This is a genomic window from Bradyrhizobium sp. WSM4874 (assembly GCF_055811835.1).
Genome location: NZ_JBVVPR010000080.1, coordinates 1 through 12,872, shown reverse-complemented (window position 1 = coordinate 12,872; position 12,872 = coordinate 1). Strand labels below are relative to the sequence as shown.

The following is a 12,872-nucleotide window of genomic DNA, read 5'->3' as shown; positions in this document are numbered from 1 at the left end:
AGCCTGTCCGCATGGCGCCGATTCTCCGTTGAAGAACCACAGTCGCCGGCGAACTTCATCAGAAATGAGTCAGAGCCCCTTTTGGATGCCGATAAGGGGTCCCACTCGAACGCCGATTGACAGTCTTCATGTTGTCGTAGATGCCGCGGGTGCAGGTGCCTTTGAACAGGGCGAACGCCCGGTCGTGGGCGTCGAACACCATCTCCTGCGTCTCCCGCGGATAGGCCCGCACGAACAGCATGCGGCTGTGACAGAGCCGGACATGAGCAGCCTTCACCATCACCGTGGTGCCGCTCAGCAGGACGACCTCGTGGCTCCAGTCGAACTGGTAGGCTTCGCCTGGTGCAAAGCTTAGCGGCACATAGGCCGACGCTGTCGAGCTGCCGCGTTCCTTGCTCCACCGTCGTGCGTATCGACGAACCGCATCATAGCCGCCGGCATAACCCAGACCGCGAAGCTCTTCGAACAGCCGGATCAGCGTCAGCCGTTCCCGCGCCGCCTTGCTCTCATTCCCCGCCAGCAACCGGTCAAGCTCGGCACTCCAGGCACCCATCTTCGGGAGCGGCTGCGTCTCGCGCTCATACCGGAACTCCGTCGCTTGAGAACGAATGACCTTGCGAACCACCTTCCGCGATACGCCAAGTTCTCGGCAGATCGCCTTGATCGGACGACCATCAACAAAGTAGGCGCGACGGATCTTACCAATCGTCTCCACCACCAGCATCCCAACCTCGGCTTCCATGACTCGATGGAAGCCACTGTGGACCCTTATCCCGGGGTCCCGATTGGATGCCGATCACCCCGAAAACGGGGTCCTCATTCCATGCCGAAACACAGCCTGCCCGAGTTCACCTGTGTGAACGATGCTGCCTCGGGCGTGATAGACCTCTCGGACGCTCTGTTTGTAGTCCTCGACGCCAGGAAAGCCTTTCAGGCAGATGCCTACGCGTCGGATGATGCGGTCCGCCACGCCAGGCTGATAGCTGTCCGTAAGCAATGTCTCGAACGCGACGGCTATCGCGACGACGGCTTCGGACTCATTTGCATGTGAGCCGAATGATTGTCGGAACCAATCGAGGGCGGTGACGAGGCGCTTGTAAAAGCGTGCTTGGGCTTTGGACTTGCTTGTCAGGTTGACGTGTTGAAAATAGCCGCGCTCGACAGTCTTCAGTGCGGCCACAATCTGAGCTTCGAAACGCTTCATCCGCGAGGTCGACATTGCCTCTGTCGAGATCGTAGCTGCGACGTCTGAAAGTCTGACGAGATCGAGAGGGGAGACATTCATGGGGACTCGGCGGGTCGAAATCTTGCCATTCGGCAATCCTTCGCCGATCAAGTAATGGCGGATATCGAGAGTCTGAAAGTTGTTGACGTGCAAGGACGAGCGAAATTTGTCGACCGAGCCATGGCTTTCCAGCGAAAGTGCGTGAACCATCAGTAGTGCTGAGGCAGCCGATCGGATTTTGAGCCTATAGACGAACTGGTTTTCGTACGTGTCGCCGGTATGCGACGTAAGTCGTACCAGCAGAAGGGGATTGCTGCGGATCCAGGTAGCGCTATGAGCAAAGTGCTCGATGTCCCGCCGGGTCTATTTTTCCTCGGACGCCGAGTGCGCGTGCCATCTCGGCGAGGCGCTCATAGCCGGCCTTGATTGAATTGACCTGTGTGCTCGCAACGAACCCCGCGGCCCGGAAGACGATGTAGTCTTTCAGAGCTGGATCGGATTGGAACACGCCGGGCATTTTCATGCCGAAGCTGGTCAACGGATAAAGGACGAATCCGGGCGTCTCCGCTCCAGCGGTTGCGAGATCGGTCAGCACGCGGGCCGCGACCCCAGGGCCGCCTTGTTTGGCGGCGCTGAATACGAACTCATCGAGGAGAGAAGGGCCGACGTATATTTCCTTCAACCACAGCGCCCGCGCGGTAGCGGCGCGGATGCTTAACATGTGGTGCTCGATTGCCTGCCGGTCACCTTCGCTTAATTTGGTCTCATCGAGGACGAGATCTTCGACCGAGTCCAGGCGGTTTAGTTGATTGTGTTTTCCTGCGAGAAATTCCTCGGATCGTTTGATCGATTTACCTTGAGGCACTGAAACAGTTGCAATTTTAGGTCCTACCAAGAATCCCCCCGCCAGCGCGAACGATTTTACACTTAGCCAGCTTCCGGAATCTGCGTCACGAGTGTGCGAACCGTGTCGAGGCAAGTTTCCTGCTCATGCTCCCATCCAGGCTGGATGTCGAGTTCGGCAAGGTCGGCCTTGAGGTAGTCGACGCGGATGCTATTGACGCGTTGAAGAAGGTCTTTCTTCTGCGAAGCGACTGCGCTCAGGTTTGCGGAGAGAGTGTCGCCGTATTCCTTCTTGATGACTGCAATATCGAAGATGTCACGCGGCTTCAGCATCGTTGAACGGTGGTACATCTTCTTAAGCGCGATCTCAGCCGGCGGCTCGACCATAATTGTCGGCTTCCATCCCGCTCGAATTGACGTCAGGTCGATTTCCTTCTCGATTGGATCAAGGTCCGAGAGAGTCCCGCTGACGATGAAATCGATCTCTCCCTCGGGATATCTGAGTTTGAGATAGTGCGCGGCCTTGTCCCAATCGGTGCAATTCCACACGTCTGTGGTGTCGGGTGACAACAAGGCAAGATACTGCGGGTCATCGATGAACGCATCGATGTCCCGGCTCAGCCGATGATTGGCGTAGATCATCAGGGCTGTGCCGCCGCCCAGGACCCAGTCGGGGACGGGCTGCCCCTGTTGTTTGAGGTCCGAAAGCCCATTCAGTGTTCGGGCAAGGAGTTTACGCCAGCCGCTCAAGTGCGTCCTCCAATGCTGGGCTACTTTCGCCGGTTGTTGACTTCATCGATTCATAGGAAGCCGCCAAATCTTGAGTGGGAATGGCATGGCGCCGAGCAAACTCTAGAACAAGCTCGGGCCGTACTTCCGTAAAGAACGTTGCGATATGTGCGATCCAATTTCGCCAATCTCTCGAGGTGATGCGAGCCACGAGATCGGTCGCACTCATCGTTCGGCGATACGGAGCGTTCGTGGTGCCGAGAACGAGTTGATCGATATCACTTGATCCGAAGGCGCGACCGGAAGAGAGCTGGTTGCCTCTCTCAGCTCTTGTCGCAGGACCTGTCGGTTCGTCTGTGTCGACCTCAAGCGCATCCGCCAAGCTGCGACGGCGATCCTCGAGGCGCTTCAGTGTCATGACATCGTTGACGAGAACACGTCGATGTCTTCCGACCAACCGGAAAGGAAGCTTGCCCGAGTCCATCCGTTGGTAAACCAGCGGCCGAGAGATGCCGAGAACCTCGGCTGCCTTCTCTGGAGAGATCTCGGGATCTGACTTGAGAAGGAGAACCTCACCTGTCTCGGCAAGTGCCGCGAGAATGCTTTTCATGGCACGGAGCAGGGACGGTGGCATTTCTGCTGCGACTATCTCGCCGTCGGTCTGGGTAGCGAACACACCGCCGTGCTCAAGCGTCACGGCGCGATCCAAGAGGTTGGCTCCCTTACGCGCCTCGTCTTGATCACTACTTTCTATTTTTAGACGGGTCAGATCTTCGGCCATCATGGCCTCCATCTGTAATAATTGAAATCGATGTAATATCTGTAAAATCTCTTAGCAAGCCTTAAATTCGCAGCGCTTGTCGCCGGTGTCACGAATTTAGCAGGTCATCGACCGCCGCCAGCAATTGCATAAATTGCATTCTTCGCTTCGGGGCGAGGCTCTCCAATTTTTTCGCGATCGTCTCCAGGGTTGGCGAGGTCTGGGCTGGTGCCTCGGTGGGTGCGGTAAGCCAAAATTCCAGTTTTGCTGCCGTCTTCTTTGCGAATTTTATCTTTCGGTTCAATACCTTGCTGAGGTGGGGCTGCGACAATCCGCACGCCTGCGCCACGATCGACTGGGTTGCTCCGGTCTCGCGCATTCTGGCTTCGATACGGGTCAGCAAATCAGCTTGAGGCATTGACTAATTTTATGTAATACATGGTATTGGCTATTCATTGCATAAGAGGTCGAGGCATGCAACGCGTGGTCGGAAGGTTTGGCGACAAGTTCGACTTTTTGGATCTGCCGGATCCGGATGCGCCATTGCTGGGTGATCTGCGCTGGGGGGCGTTCGAGCACCCTCTCACGCCGGCGTTCTGGGTTGCCCAGGCGTGGCTGACGGGAAAGCCGTCCGAAGGCGGCTTCCAGCTTGGACGCTCTCTTGAAGAAGAGGTCGTGTATTGCGTCCTCGGTGGCTATGGCATCCCGGCAGAAGTGGGTGTCGCTGCTGCCGAGAGGGTGTGCCGCGCCCTTCCGCAGCTATCAACCTCAGACGATAAACGCTCGTTGCTACGTGACCTACTATCACTTCCGCTCCAGATTGCCGGCCGCAACGTGAGATATCGCTTCGCAGCGCAACGTGCGACGTACCTGGCGCGCGCGCTTTCGATGTTGACCGCCGTCGACGAGCCCAAACTGTCAGACGTCGCGCTTCGGAATACACTTTTGGAGCTGCCCGGCATTGGGCCCAAGACGGCTTCGTGGATTGTTCGCAATCGCCGCGCAAGCAATGACGTCGCGATCCTTGATGTTCACATCGTCAGGGCTTGCAAGATCATGAGGGTCTTTCCACACGCGGCCGATCCGGCACGGCGCTATTTCGAACTGGAAGAGCGATTTCTTGCGTTCTGTCGGGCGACCGGCTCGGCCGCATCAAGCATGGACGCCGTCATGTGGAGTACCATGAGAGCGCTAGGCCAAAAGTTTATGCAACAACTGGTTGACGGCGTGACGTGCGTAGGAAACTCTTCGGATCGACAATATTCGGAGGGCGCAAATGACAGGGTCGAGCGGCTCGCGTGATAGCGATGACAGCTTCAGCGGCGGGAGCGGGGGAATCAGTGATCAGTGCACGCGAAGCCGGCGTGGGCCGATAAACAGCCCAAAATCCGCGGTGCTGGCGCCGCTTGGCGTTAATTCTGTCTTGGGTGTCGAGGTGAGGCGGCCCGGTCCTTCGCCAATTCTGACAGTCGTTGACGCCGCCGGCAACCCCGGCGGTTCATTGACGTTCATTGGCTATCTCGAGCTGATCGATTGCATCGAGAACCGCAATTTCACGTATAAAGCGACCGTCACCAACGTTACGGGTGGATCCTACGAGGTCCGAGTCGATCCGGCATGACGCGGGATCTTACGATCGTTGGCGGCATCTATCTCGAACGCTGCATTCAGCCGCTATGGGATGCCGTCTACGGCTCTGCCGGCAGAGCGGCGCATGCCGCGCGCAACCTGATCCCAGGACACATAACCCTGCACTCGTACGTAGAACCTGCAAACAAGCCGCAGGCAGAGCATCTGGCCGAAGATTGCGGCGCCACGTTGGTATCGTCTCCGGCGGAGCATGCCGTAAGTTTCAGCTACCTTCATCCCCTGTCGGTTCCGATAATTCGACCTTTCGCTCGAACGAATGAAGACGCATGCGGCAATACCAGTGAAGGGTGACGTCGTTCTGCGGTTCGGCATGCTTGAGGGCGATGCGATCGTTGACGCCGACATTGCCGTCTACGATCCTCAATCCGCATTCGGAGCGCCGTCGTTCGATGCGAATGGATCGCGCGCTCGTCGCCTCGCGGTCGTGATGAACCGTCAGGAGGCAGAGCAGGTCACGGGTCACGCCGATCCGGCACACGCTGCAAACAGTCTTATCGCCAGCGGCTCGGCAGAAGTCGTCATCGTAAAGATGGGGAGCAGCGGGGCAACCGTGACCACGCGCAGCGGGACGTCCGTGATCCCGGCCTACCGCTCCACATACGTTTGGAAGATCGGATCCGGCGATGTCTTTTCCGCGACCTTTGCGGCGCTGTGGGGGTGTCACGGCATGGATCCGCCGCAGGCGGCCGATCTCGCCTCGCGCGCGGTTGCCCTCTACTGCGATACGCGAACGCTGCCTGTTCCGGGCATCGCCGATTTGCAGGCTCTGATGTACGAGCCCGTTGTGCCAACGAAGGGTACGGTTTACCTCGCTGCGCCGTTCTTCGATCTTGCTCAGAGGTGGCTTGTCGAGGAATCGCGCGATCAACTTCGTGCATTGGGCGCTTCTGTTTTTTCACCGCTTCACGAAGTGGGCCCTGGGCCGGCGTTGATCGTCGGACCGGCGGACATTGCGGGGCTCGAACGCTCCGACGCGGTCTTTGCCATCTTGAATGGGCTGGATGCAGGAACGATCTTCGAGGTTGGCTACGCCGTGAAGAAGGGAATCCCGGTCGTTTGTTTCGCCCAGAACGTCAGCACTGAAAGTCTCAAGATGATCGAAGGGACGAACTGCGAAGTGGTCGATGAGTTTGTTTCGGCGTTGTATCGTACGATTTGGAGGCTGCCGAAGGCATGAGGGCCGTTCTGATGTCTGGAGGCATGGACTCCATCAGTATCGCTTGGTGGAAGCGGCCAGAGATCGCTATTTTTGTCGATTATGGGCAGAAACCAGCGCCAGCGGAGCGTGATGCGGGCTTTGCTGCGTGTCGCGCGATGAATATCCGCTACGAGCAAGTGAAGGCTGATTGCAGCGCACTCGGATCTGGCGATATGGCCGGCACGGCTCCCAGTCCTCACGCTCCGGTCTCGGAATGGTGGCCCTTCCGAAACCAGCTGATCCTTACGCTTGCTGGCGCTGCGGCTTTGCGTCTTGGGGTCACCGAGTTGCTGATTGGCACATTGAGGACTGACGGTCAGCACGCTGACGGTCTTCCGGATTTTGTTCAGAAAATTTCCGATCTGATGACGATGCAAGAGGGCAGCCTGATTGTGAGCGCACCGGCAATCGCACTTTCTGCGCCCGAACTGGTCGTCGCGTCTGGCATAGACAAGCAAACCTTGGCGTGGGCGCATTCCTGCCATACCGGCGAACTGGCGTGTGGGCGGTGTCGCGGTTGCGTTAAGCACTACGAGACCTGGAAAGCACTCGGCTGGGATGCGCACTGACGAACCAAAGCCACGCAACGTGCCGTTGGCGTGGTCACCCTACCACTTCGCGGTCGTCACCTCGGAAGTGCTGAAGCGTCCCGATTCGTCCCCCTCGCGGAGTTTTGCAGATGTGATCGCGAAGCGACGCTCGGCCGTTGGCGATCCGCTTGATTTGAACTCAGTCGTCGAATTGCTGTGGTACGCGGTTGGCTGGAAAGGTTACGCCTCGTGCGGACGCGCCGGCTTGCCGATTGCCTGGGCTACGAGCCCCTCATCTGGAGGGCTTCAGTCGGTCAGCGTCGTTTGCATCGCGGACGATGGTTCGGCACCACGACTGTATGATCCCGTCAATCATGCCTTTCTGACTTTGCGAGCCGACAATGAGCTCGTGCAAGCAGAGAATCGTCAATCCGTTTTGTCAGTCGCGGGCCTGCAAAGCGGATGCACGCTACGCTTGATCAGCGATCGCTCGAAAATTTCGGCTGCTTACGAGAACGTCGATTCCCTCATTTTTCGCGACGCGGGCGCCGTTCTCGCAACCGTCTGTTTATGTGCCGAATGGCTCGGCCTTGCGGCGTGTCCTCTGGGATTTCTCGGAAGCGCGATGTTGCCACTGCTGGGCCTGCCACGGGATCGTTTCCAGGCAGTCGGAGCCATCCAGATATCGCGCCCGAGAGACGCGAACGGCTGAGAGATCGAGCGTCACGAGCGGAGTGGGGTTCGACCACTCACGCTTGGTGCTAGTCGTTCGATTGCAAGCGCGCAGGCCGTCGAGCCTTCCTCAAGAGGTCGGCGACGTGGCTCGTCAATCCGACATCTCCTCGGATCAGCAGGCCGATATGTGCCGGCAGTTGCGTGAGCAGTCGGCGTAGTTCTTCCAGCCCGCTTGATACGTCGAAGACTTCCCACTGATCCGCATCGCCAGGCACTATCGTGGAGGCTGAGCTGTCCGTTGCACCCTTGTGCAATTGCACGATCCAGACCCGCGAACCGTCATGCACCCACTCAAACCGCACCGGCCCCAACTTCGCTTGCGCAAAGCGGTATGTCTCTTGGATGTCGTGTAGCACGGCGTCGGGCAAACGTTCCGGCAGGCGTTCGCCCACCATGAACCGATCACCTTCACCAGGCGTTCCTTCGATGACGATCTGTTGGTCAGCATCCATGATTGCTGCGCCGGCAAAGGAGGCGGGTACAGCTTGTTGGCAGAGGACGGCCGAAATCGCTTCACCCGTTCGATCCTCCTCGGCCAGAAGGCGGAACGGATCAAGCCAGCCTTTCGCCGTGGTGAACTTGCCAGGCTCTTGCTCGCGTGGGCAGGTTCGAATCCACACCTCGTTCGATGGCGTGGGCTGACCGAAAGCGAATGGCGCAATGCGCCGAGAGATGCACGTTGTTCGTGGAACGGGAAGTCCAATGAGATTAGCGATAAGCAGGCCGAATGTCTTGTCACCGATGAGCCGGCTGAACCGATTGGGCCATTTGAGCGCCGCCATCGCCGGCGCGCTGTCTGAAGCCTCGTACTCCCACATCAGCGTATGGCCGCGGCGCCAGCCCCGCGGTTTTGGATGAATGCTGAACTCCAGTCTTCCGCGACCAGCGTCGACCGTCGCGACTGGAAAGCCGTAAACCGCCTCGAGCAGCGAAAGTCCCCAATCCAGAGGCAGGGAAGCGGTGCCGCCTTTTTCGACGCAACGAGGTGTGTCGTCGGGGGCAAATTCGATGACGCCGCCCTGGATCACGCCCGAGACGCCGCCGTCCGAGACGTCGACGGTTTCATTGGCAATGACGTAGAGGCCTTCAGCGGACATCTTCCGGACCAGCGCTTCTATCTGGGCGAGGTCCGACAGTCCGTAATGAAAGTCGCGGCTCCTCGGGCTATCTGGCGTGAAGCTCCGTAGATTGACGGTTCCTTCTGGGCAGCGCTCGAGAAGGGAGCGCAAGCTTTCGGCGAGACTGGAGAAGGTGTGATTGGCTTCGAGGCCGGTAACGCGGCTGAACTCCTGCTGGGGCTCTGCCGCCCCCGGGGAGTAACTTATGAACTGCGCGACGTTTCCGACCCGGGCAAGCTCGTCGAGAGACTTGTCTTTCCTGAACAGCATCAACCGGGTCCTTGTACGGGAAGCCTTTGGGGCGGCCCAGCGGTATGGAGCCCGGTCCAGCTGCTTCCGCGGAGCGCTACTGCCTGTCACCGGCCAGCCGAGCTGGCCTCAAGCTGCGGGATCTCCTAGGAACTCCAGCAGCGGCATTTTCCCACTTTTAGTGCCGCTAGCCAGCCGTCAGGGCAAGCCTTCAGGACGCCAAAATATGTGGACGGCAGACAGTTTGGTCAGTCAGTCCCGGCGTTCCACTTTGGGCCAGCATGCCTCTGGCCGACGCTCGGATCAGTTGGCAGAATTGATCTCGCGGGCCTGCCAAATAGCGGAAAATTAAGCGTGACGGGCCAAACTGAGTGGACCTTCTGCTGCGGTCTGGCGTAATGTCACACAAAGAGGGACCGAATCATGACCGCCTACGCCGCTGTACTCGAGGCAAGAGATCTGGCTGAAAAGGAAGTCACCATCCTGAGGCGGGTGCTGCTGAAGAAGGGCGCTTCCGTAAAGACAGCGGGTACTGTGGCCGCTTCGCAAAATACGAAGCGGGTGAAGCTTGGTCGCAAGAAAAAGGCCTAGCCTTTACTCTGCCAACGACTGGAAACGTGAAGTCGTTGAGAGGAGCTCATCCGACCCGTGGCGCCTTCCGGTAGGACGTGACTACGGTAGGATTATCCACAGCGCGAGCTTTAGACGACTGCAGGGGAAGACGCAGGTCTTCCCGGGCCATGAGTCTGACTTTTTCCGAAATCGCCTCACGCACTCGCTTGAAGTAGCACAGATCGCCAGCGGCATCGCCGAGCGGCTGAATCACGTCGACCCTTACTTTCGCGACTTCCCTCTTGATCTTCGTTTGTGCGAAGCGGCGGCGCTTCTCCACGACATCGGGCATCCCCCGTTTGGTCACAACGGTGAGCGCGCACTCGACGATCTGATGCGCGGGGCTGGAGGCTTTGAGGGAAATGCGCAAACGCTGCGCATAATATCGAGACTCGAGAAAAAGATCCTCAGAGCCGAAGACTCCAAGGGAGATGACCGCGCGGGATTGAATCTGACCTACCGGCTGATGGCGGCCGTTTTGAAGTACGATCGCGTCATTCCCGCACGCCGAACGCAAGGAAGCAAATTTGTAAAAGGGTACTACCAATCGGAAGCGGATGTTGTTCGTAACATTAAGTTGCACACGACGGGGCGACCTCCTCGAGGAAAGTTCAAGACGATCGAATGTTCGATCATGGACGTCGCAGATGATATTGCATATTCGACGTACGATCTCGAAGACTCGCTGAAGGCCGGTTTCCTCAGCCCCGCGTCGATTCTCGCGTCAAAGGACGGTTTGCTGGTAAAGGTTGCGAAGAAGACCTCGGAGGAGCTCGGCCGCAAGGTTTCTGCGGATGACGTCCTTGACATCTTCAGTGATATTTTCGCCGATATGGTCCCGGCTTCAGCCAACTCAGATGAACCGTTCCTAATCCCATTCGTGCAGACGTTTCGGACTTCGCAAGCCTTGAGCGACTCCGGCTACCTTCGCACCAAGCTGTCGTCCGAATTGGTTCACAAGGCCCTAAACTCGGTCGAAGTCGAGCCCGACCCTAAATATCCGATGTTGAGCACAGCCTACCTCAACGATGAGGCGCGCTTACGGGTCGAAGTCTTGAAGCAATACACCTTCGAAAGCACGATTTACTCATCGCGCGTCAAGTTGCCCGAGTTTCGCGGATACGAGGTCGTGACGAGCATTTTCAAGGCGCTCGCCAGCAAGAGAGGCTATCTGATGATGCCCGACGATGTGCGAGAGAAACACGCGAATGCCTCGAGCAGGTCAGAGCAACTCCGCATCATTTGCGATTTTGTTGCTGGCATGACTGATCGCTACGCCACAGAATTTTACGACCGTCTGCATTCGAACGCCGGTCACAGCATGTTCAAGCCAGTCTGATCTTCTGCAAACTGCAGGCCGTGGTCTCGACCAAGGTGCGCGCTAGCAACGACCATTGCCCGGTAAGGCAAGCTTTTTCAGCTCGTCGCCATAGCCTTGGGATTAGGCTTTGCTCTTCCAGACAATGAAAGGCTCAAGCGCGCATAAGCCGGGAGTAGACTCGTGGACCGACCACGCCAAACCCCTGCCGGATGAGAACCTCCGCCCCAGCTGAATAAGGCAGCCTCAATTGGTGGCCTTTTGCAAATCCTCATGGACAGCTCGTGGCCTTTAGTAGACGCTTGCGAGCGCGCCCCGGCTAGGTCCGCTGTTCGAGATGAAGCGGACCTGATCACCAACAGCGCGACACGCGTTCCCTGATCTCCGCGGTGGATCGATCGCGCGCATAACGATCGAACAGTCTCCTACGTCGTCGACAGATCGCCGGCTCGTATGATTCGCAGAAAGCAGTGTGATTTTCGGAGCAAAGCGCGTGCAGAGCACGAACGCAAAACGTTAGTTGTTTGTCGAGTCTTGCAGCCTTGAAATCTCCAGCATGAAGATTGATCTTCAAAACGCGCAATAATTGCCGCTAGCCGCGTGCAAGCGGCCACACTTCTCGGCATTGATGCGCCCTCATATCGCGAACGCTGTGCGGCGCTGCCATGGCATCAGGGTGTGGGCAAGCGGTCCGCGTGACGCTGCGTCAGTTGGAGCAGTGGATCGAGAGCTGGCAAATCCAAGCGGCGCCAGCGACGAAAGTAAGCTACTAATGCCAGTTGAATTCGATTATGCGCATTCCAGAGATGGTGATCAGGCGTTCGAGGCGATGGTGATCACGGATTCCAGATGATGGCGATCACTGGAGACGAACACGACTGACGAGTTTATGTGTGCTGGAAGCGGCCTCCTCGTCAAGCCTGGCGGGTTGGTTCGAAGATCGTTCCGGCGGTCCATGGGAGGGCCCCGTGCGCGGCGCGGAGTGCCCCCACGAGCGACGCAGCGACGCGCGCGGGAGAGGCCTGTGGGCCGGCGGAACGATCGGCGGGGTGCCCGCTTGTAGAGCACGGAGAAGCCGTCGCGGCAGGCTTTGTTGCCGAGCGCACAGGCAAACCAGGACTTGCCGGTGCCGGTTGGACCGACGATGACCAGGTGCGTTTTCCGACCTGGCGGAATCGGAAGGGATTGATCGGGATAGGGGGCGTCTCGCGACGCCACCCCTCCCACACCACCGAGCATACGGGTCCGTACCACGGCGGTTCGATCGAGTTAAGCCAGCACAGGCATGAAGATTCGGGGGAGACCAAGAGAGTCGAACACATGATTTCGTAGGGCGTGTTGAACCGCCGGGTGTCCGGACATGCGCCAGAGTCCCGTCGGTGAACCGGCAGCGACCGATGCGGCGAACTTCGCGATGCCGAGGCGGCGAAGCTCCGTGAATCGGTTATGCCCGTTCCGCCATTGCCGCCAGAGATACAAGCGCAGTCTCCGGCGGATCCAGGCTTCCAGGTTCGTTAGCACGCGCGGGGTCTGACAGAAGCCGAAGTACCCGCGCCATCCGATGAGGTATGGCGTGAGGTCTGCGATCATCTGCTGCAAACTGATCCCTCGCGTCCGGCATGTGATTTCCCGGATTCGGTCTTTGAACTTGTCGAGGGCTTTCGGCGCAATGCGTCGCTCGCTCCCGTCATTCGCAATGCTGAATCCGAGGAACTTACGTTCCTCGGGTCGCGCCACCGCGCTTTTGGCCTCGTTGACTTTCAAGCGGAGCTTGTCGGTCAGGAACCGGCTCTGAGTCCGATCTAACTCGCAGCGTCTTGTAGGTGAGTGTCAATCGGCCCTTTAATTGCGGTTTGTTGTCAAGCTACCATTCTTCTTCTCTCCAGTGACACGCCGGTAGCGATT

The 12,872-nt window shown here is 58.3% G+C and carries 12 protein-coding genes and 3 pseudogenes; 7 read left to right on the top strand and 8 right to left on the bottom strand.

Going from position 1 to position 12,872, the window contains the following annotated elements:
- Nucleotides 1–121 precede the first annotated feature (121 nt).
- The 5 genes and pseudogenes from istA to AC0L3P_RS37980 all read right to left on the bottom strand — a co-directional run.
- Nucleotides 122–724, bottom strand: a pseudogene (gene istA / locus AC0L3P_RS38000) (IS21 family transposase); the annotation flags it as partial.
- Nucleotides 725–838: 114 nt separating this feature from the next.
- Nucleotides 839–2,090 (bottom strand): annotated as a pseudogene (locus tag AC0L3P_RS37995) (hypothetical protein); the annotation flags it as partial.
- A gap of 62 nt (nt 2,091–2,152) precedes the next feature.
- Nucleotides 2,153–2,818, bottom strand: a complete 666-nt coding sequence (locus AC0L3P_RS37990) for a nucleotidyl transferase AbiEii/AbiGii toxin family protein (protein WP_473309175.1) — start codon at nt 2,816–2,818, stop codon at nt 2,153–2,155.
- The gene (locus AC0L3P_RS37985; RefSeq protein WP_473309174.1) at nt 2,802–3,578 is read right to left on the bottom strand and encodes a helix-turn-helix domain-containing protein; all 777 of its coding nucleotides are present in this window, start codon (nt 3,576–3,578) and stop codon (nt 2,802–2,804) included. Before AC0L3P_RS37985 ends, AC0L3P_RS37990 begins: the two co-directional genes overlap by 17 nt.
- An 88-nt stretch (nt 3,579–3,666) precedes the next feature.
- Nucleotides 3,667–3,975, bottom strand: a complete 309-nt coding sequence (locus AC0L3P_RS37980) for a hypothetical protein (RefSeq protein ID WP_473309173.1) — start codon at nt 3,973–3,975, stop codon at nt 3,667–3,669.
- A 56-nt stretch (nt 3,976–4,031) separates the two neighbouring features.
- On the opposite strand from AC0L3P_RS37980, the gene AC0L3P_RS37975 reads away from it, so the two are divergent.
- From AC0L3P_RS37975 to AC0L3P_RS37955, 5 genes are all read left to right on the top strand, one after another.
- A complete protein-coding gene (locus AC0L3P_RS37975; protein WP_473309172.1) occupies nt 4,032–4,859 on the top strand; it encodes an 8-oxoguanine DNA glycosylase in 828 nt (275 codons plus the stop codon).
- Nucleotides 4,834–5,178: a hypothetical protein gene (locus tag AC0L3P_RS37970; protein ID WP_473309171.1), complete on the top strand. Its 345-nt coding sequence runs from the start codon at nt 4,834–4,836 to the stop codon at nt 5,176–5,178. The genes AC0L3P_RS37975 and AC0L3P_RS37970 overlap by 26 nt, the downstream gene beginning before the upstream one ends.
- Nucleotides 5,179–5,463: 285 nt before the next feature.
- Nucleotides 5,464–6,384: a PfkB family carbohydrate kinase gene (locus tag AC0L3P_RS37965; RefSeq protein ID WP_473309170.1), complete on the top strand. Its 921-nt coding sequence runs from the start codon at nt 5,464–5,466 to the stop codon at nt 6,382–6,384.
- Nucleotides 6,381–6,974, top strand: a complete 594-nt coding sequence (locus AC0L3P_RS37960; RefSeq protein WP_473309169.1) for a 7-cyano-7-deazaguanine synthase — start codon at nt 6,381–6,383, stop codon at nt 6,972–6,974. The genes AC0L3P_RS37965 and AC0L3P_RS37960 overlap by 4 nt, the downstream gene beginning before the upstream one ends.
- On the top strand, nt 6,964–7,647 hold the full coding sequence (locus tag AC0L3P_RS37955) for a nitroreductase family protein (RefSeq protein WP_473309168.1): 684 nt from the start codon (nt 6,964–6,966) through the stop codon (nt 7,645–7,647). The genes AC0L3P_RS37960 and AC0L3P_RS37955 overlap by 11 nt, the downstream gene beginning before the upstream one ends.
- 49 nt (nt 7,648–7,696) lie before the next feature.
- Here the strand turns inward: AC0L3P_RS37955 and AC0L3P_RS37950 are convergent, their stop codons facing one another.
- The gene (locus tag AC0L3P_RS37950; RefSeq protein ID WP_473309167.1) at nt 7,697–9,058 is read right to left on the bottom strand and encodes a hypothetical protein; all 1,362 of its coding nucleotides are present in this window, start codon (nt 9,056–9,058) and stop codon (nt 7,697–7,699) included.
- Nucleotides 9,059–9,460: 402 nt separating this feature from the next.
- On the opposite strand from AC0L3P_RS37950, the gene AC0L3P_RS37945 reads away from it, so the two are divergent.
- Nucleotides 9,461–9,628, top strand: a complete 168-nt coding sequence (locus AC0L3P_RS37945) for a hypothetical protein (protein ID WP_254145833.1) — start codon at nt 9,461–9,463, stop codon at nt 9,626–9,628.
- Nucleotides 9,606–10,988 (top strand): dGTP triphosphohydrolase, encoded by a 1,383-nt coding sequence (dgt, locus tag AC0L3P_RS37940; protein ID WP_473309166.1) that lies wholly within the window; start codon nt 9,606–9,608, stop codon nt 10,986–10,988. Before AC0L3P_RS37945 ends, dgt begins: the two co-directional genes overlap by 23 nt.
- A 1,023-nt stretch (nt 10,989–12,011) precedes the next feature.
- On the opposite strand, the pseudogene AC0L3P_RS37935 reads toward dgt, so the two are convergent.
- Both AC0L3P_RS37935 and AC0L3P_RS37930 read right to left on the bottom strand, forming a co-directional pair.
- Nucleotides 12,012–12,122 (bottom strand): annotated as a pseudogene (locus AC0L3P_RS37935) (ATP-binding protein); the annotation flags it as partial.
- 114 nt (nt 12,123–12,236) lie between these two features.
- On the bottom strand, nt 12,237–12,731 hold the full coding sequence (locus AC0L3P_RS37930; protein WP_473309165.1) for a group II intron maturase-specific domain-containing protein: 495 nt from the start codon (nt 12,729–12,731) through the stop codon (nt 12,237–12,239).
- Nucleotides 12,732–12,872 lie beyond the last annotated feature (141 nt).

Bases quoted from the DNA above. Each gene is read 5' to 3' on its own strand.
- AC0L3P_RS37985 (WP_473309174.1), bottom strand. From the start codon at position 3,578: ATGGCCGAAGATCTGACCCGTCTAAAAATAGAAAGTAGTGATCAAGAC.
- AC0L3P_RS37980 (WP_473309173.1), bottom strand. From the start codon at position 3,975: ATGCCTCAAGCTGATTTGCTGACCCGTATCGAAGCCAGAATGCGCGAG.
- AC0L3P_RS37975 (WP_473309172.1), top strand. From the start codon at position 4,032: ATGCAACGCGTGGTCGGAAGGTTTGGCGACAAGTTCGACTTTTTGGAT.
- AC0L3P_RS37970 (WP_473309171.1), top strand. From the start codon at position 4,834: ATGACAGGGTCGAGCGGCTCGCGTGATAGCGATGACAGCTTCAGCGGC.
- AC0L3P_RS37965 (WP_473309170.1), top strand. From the start codon at position 5,464: ATGAAGACGCATGCGGCAATACCAGTGAAGGGTGACGTCGTTCTGCGG.
- AC0L3P_RS37960 (WP_473309169.1), top strand. From the start codon at position 6,381: ATGAGGGCCGTTCTGATGTCTGGAGGCATGGACTCCATCAGTATCGCT.
- AC0L3P_RS37955 (WP_473309168.1), top strand. From the start codon at position 6,964: ATGCGCACTGACGAACCAAAGCCACGCAACGTGCCGTTGGCGTGGTCA.
- AC0L3P_RS37950 (WP_473309167.1), bottom strand. From the start codon at position 9,058: ATGCTGTTCAGGAAAGACAAGTCTCTCGACGAGCTTGCCCGGGTCGGA.
- AC0L3P_RS37945 (WP_254145833.1), top strand. From the start codon at position 9,461: ATGACCGCCTACGCCGCTGTACTCGAGGCAAGAGATCTGGCTGAAAAG.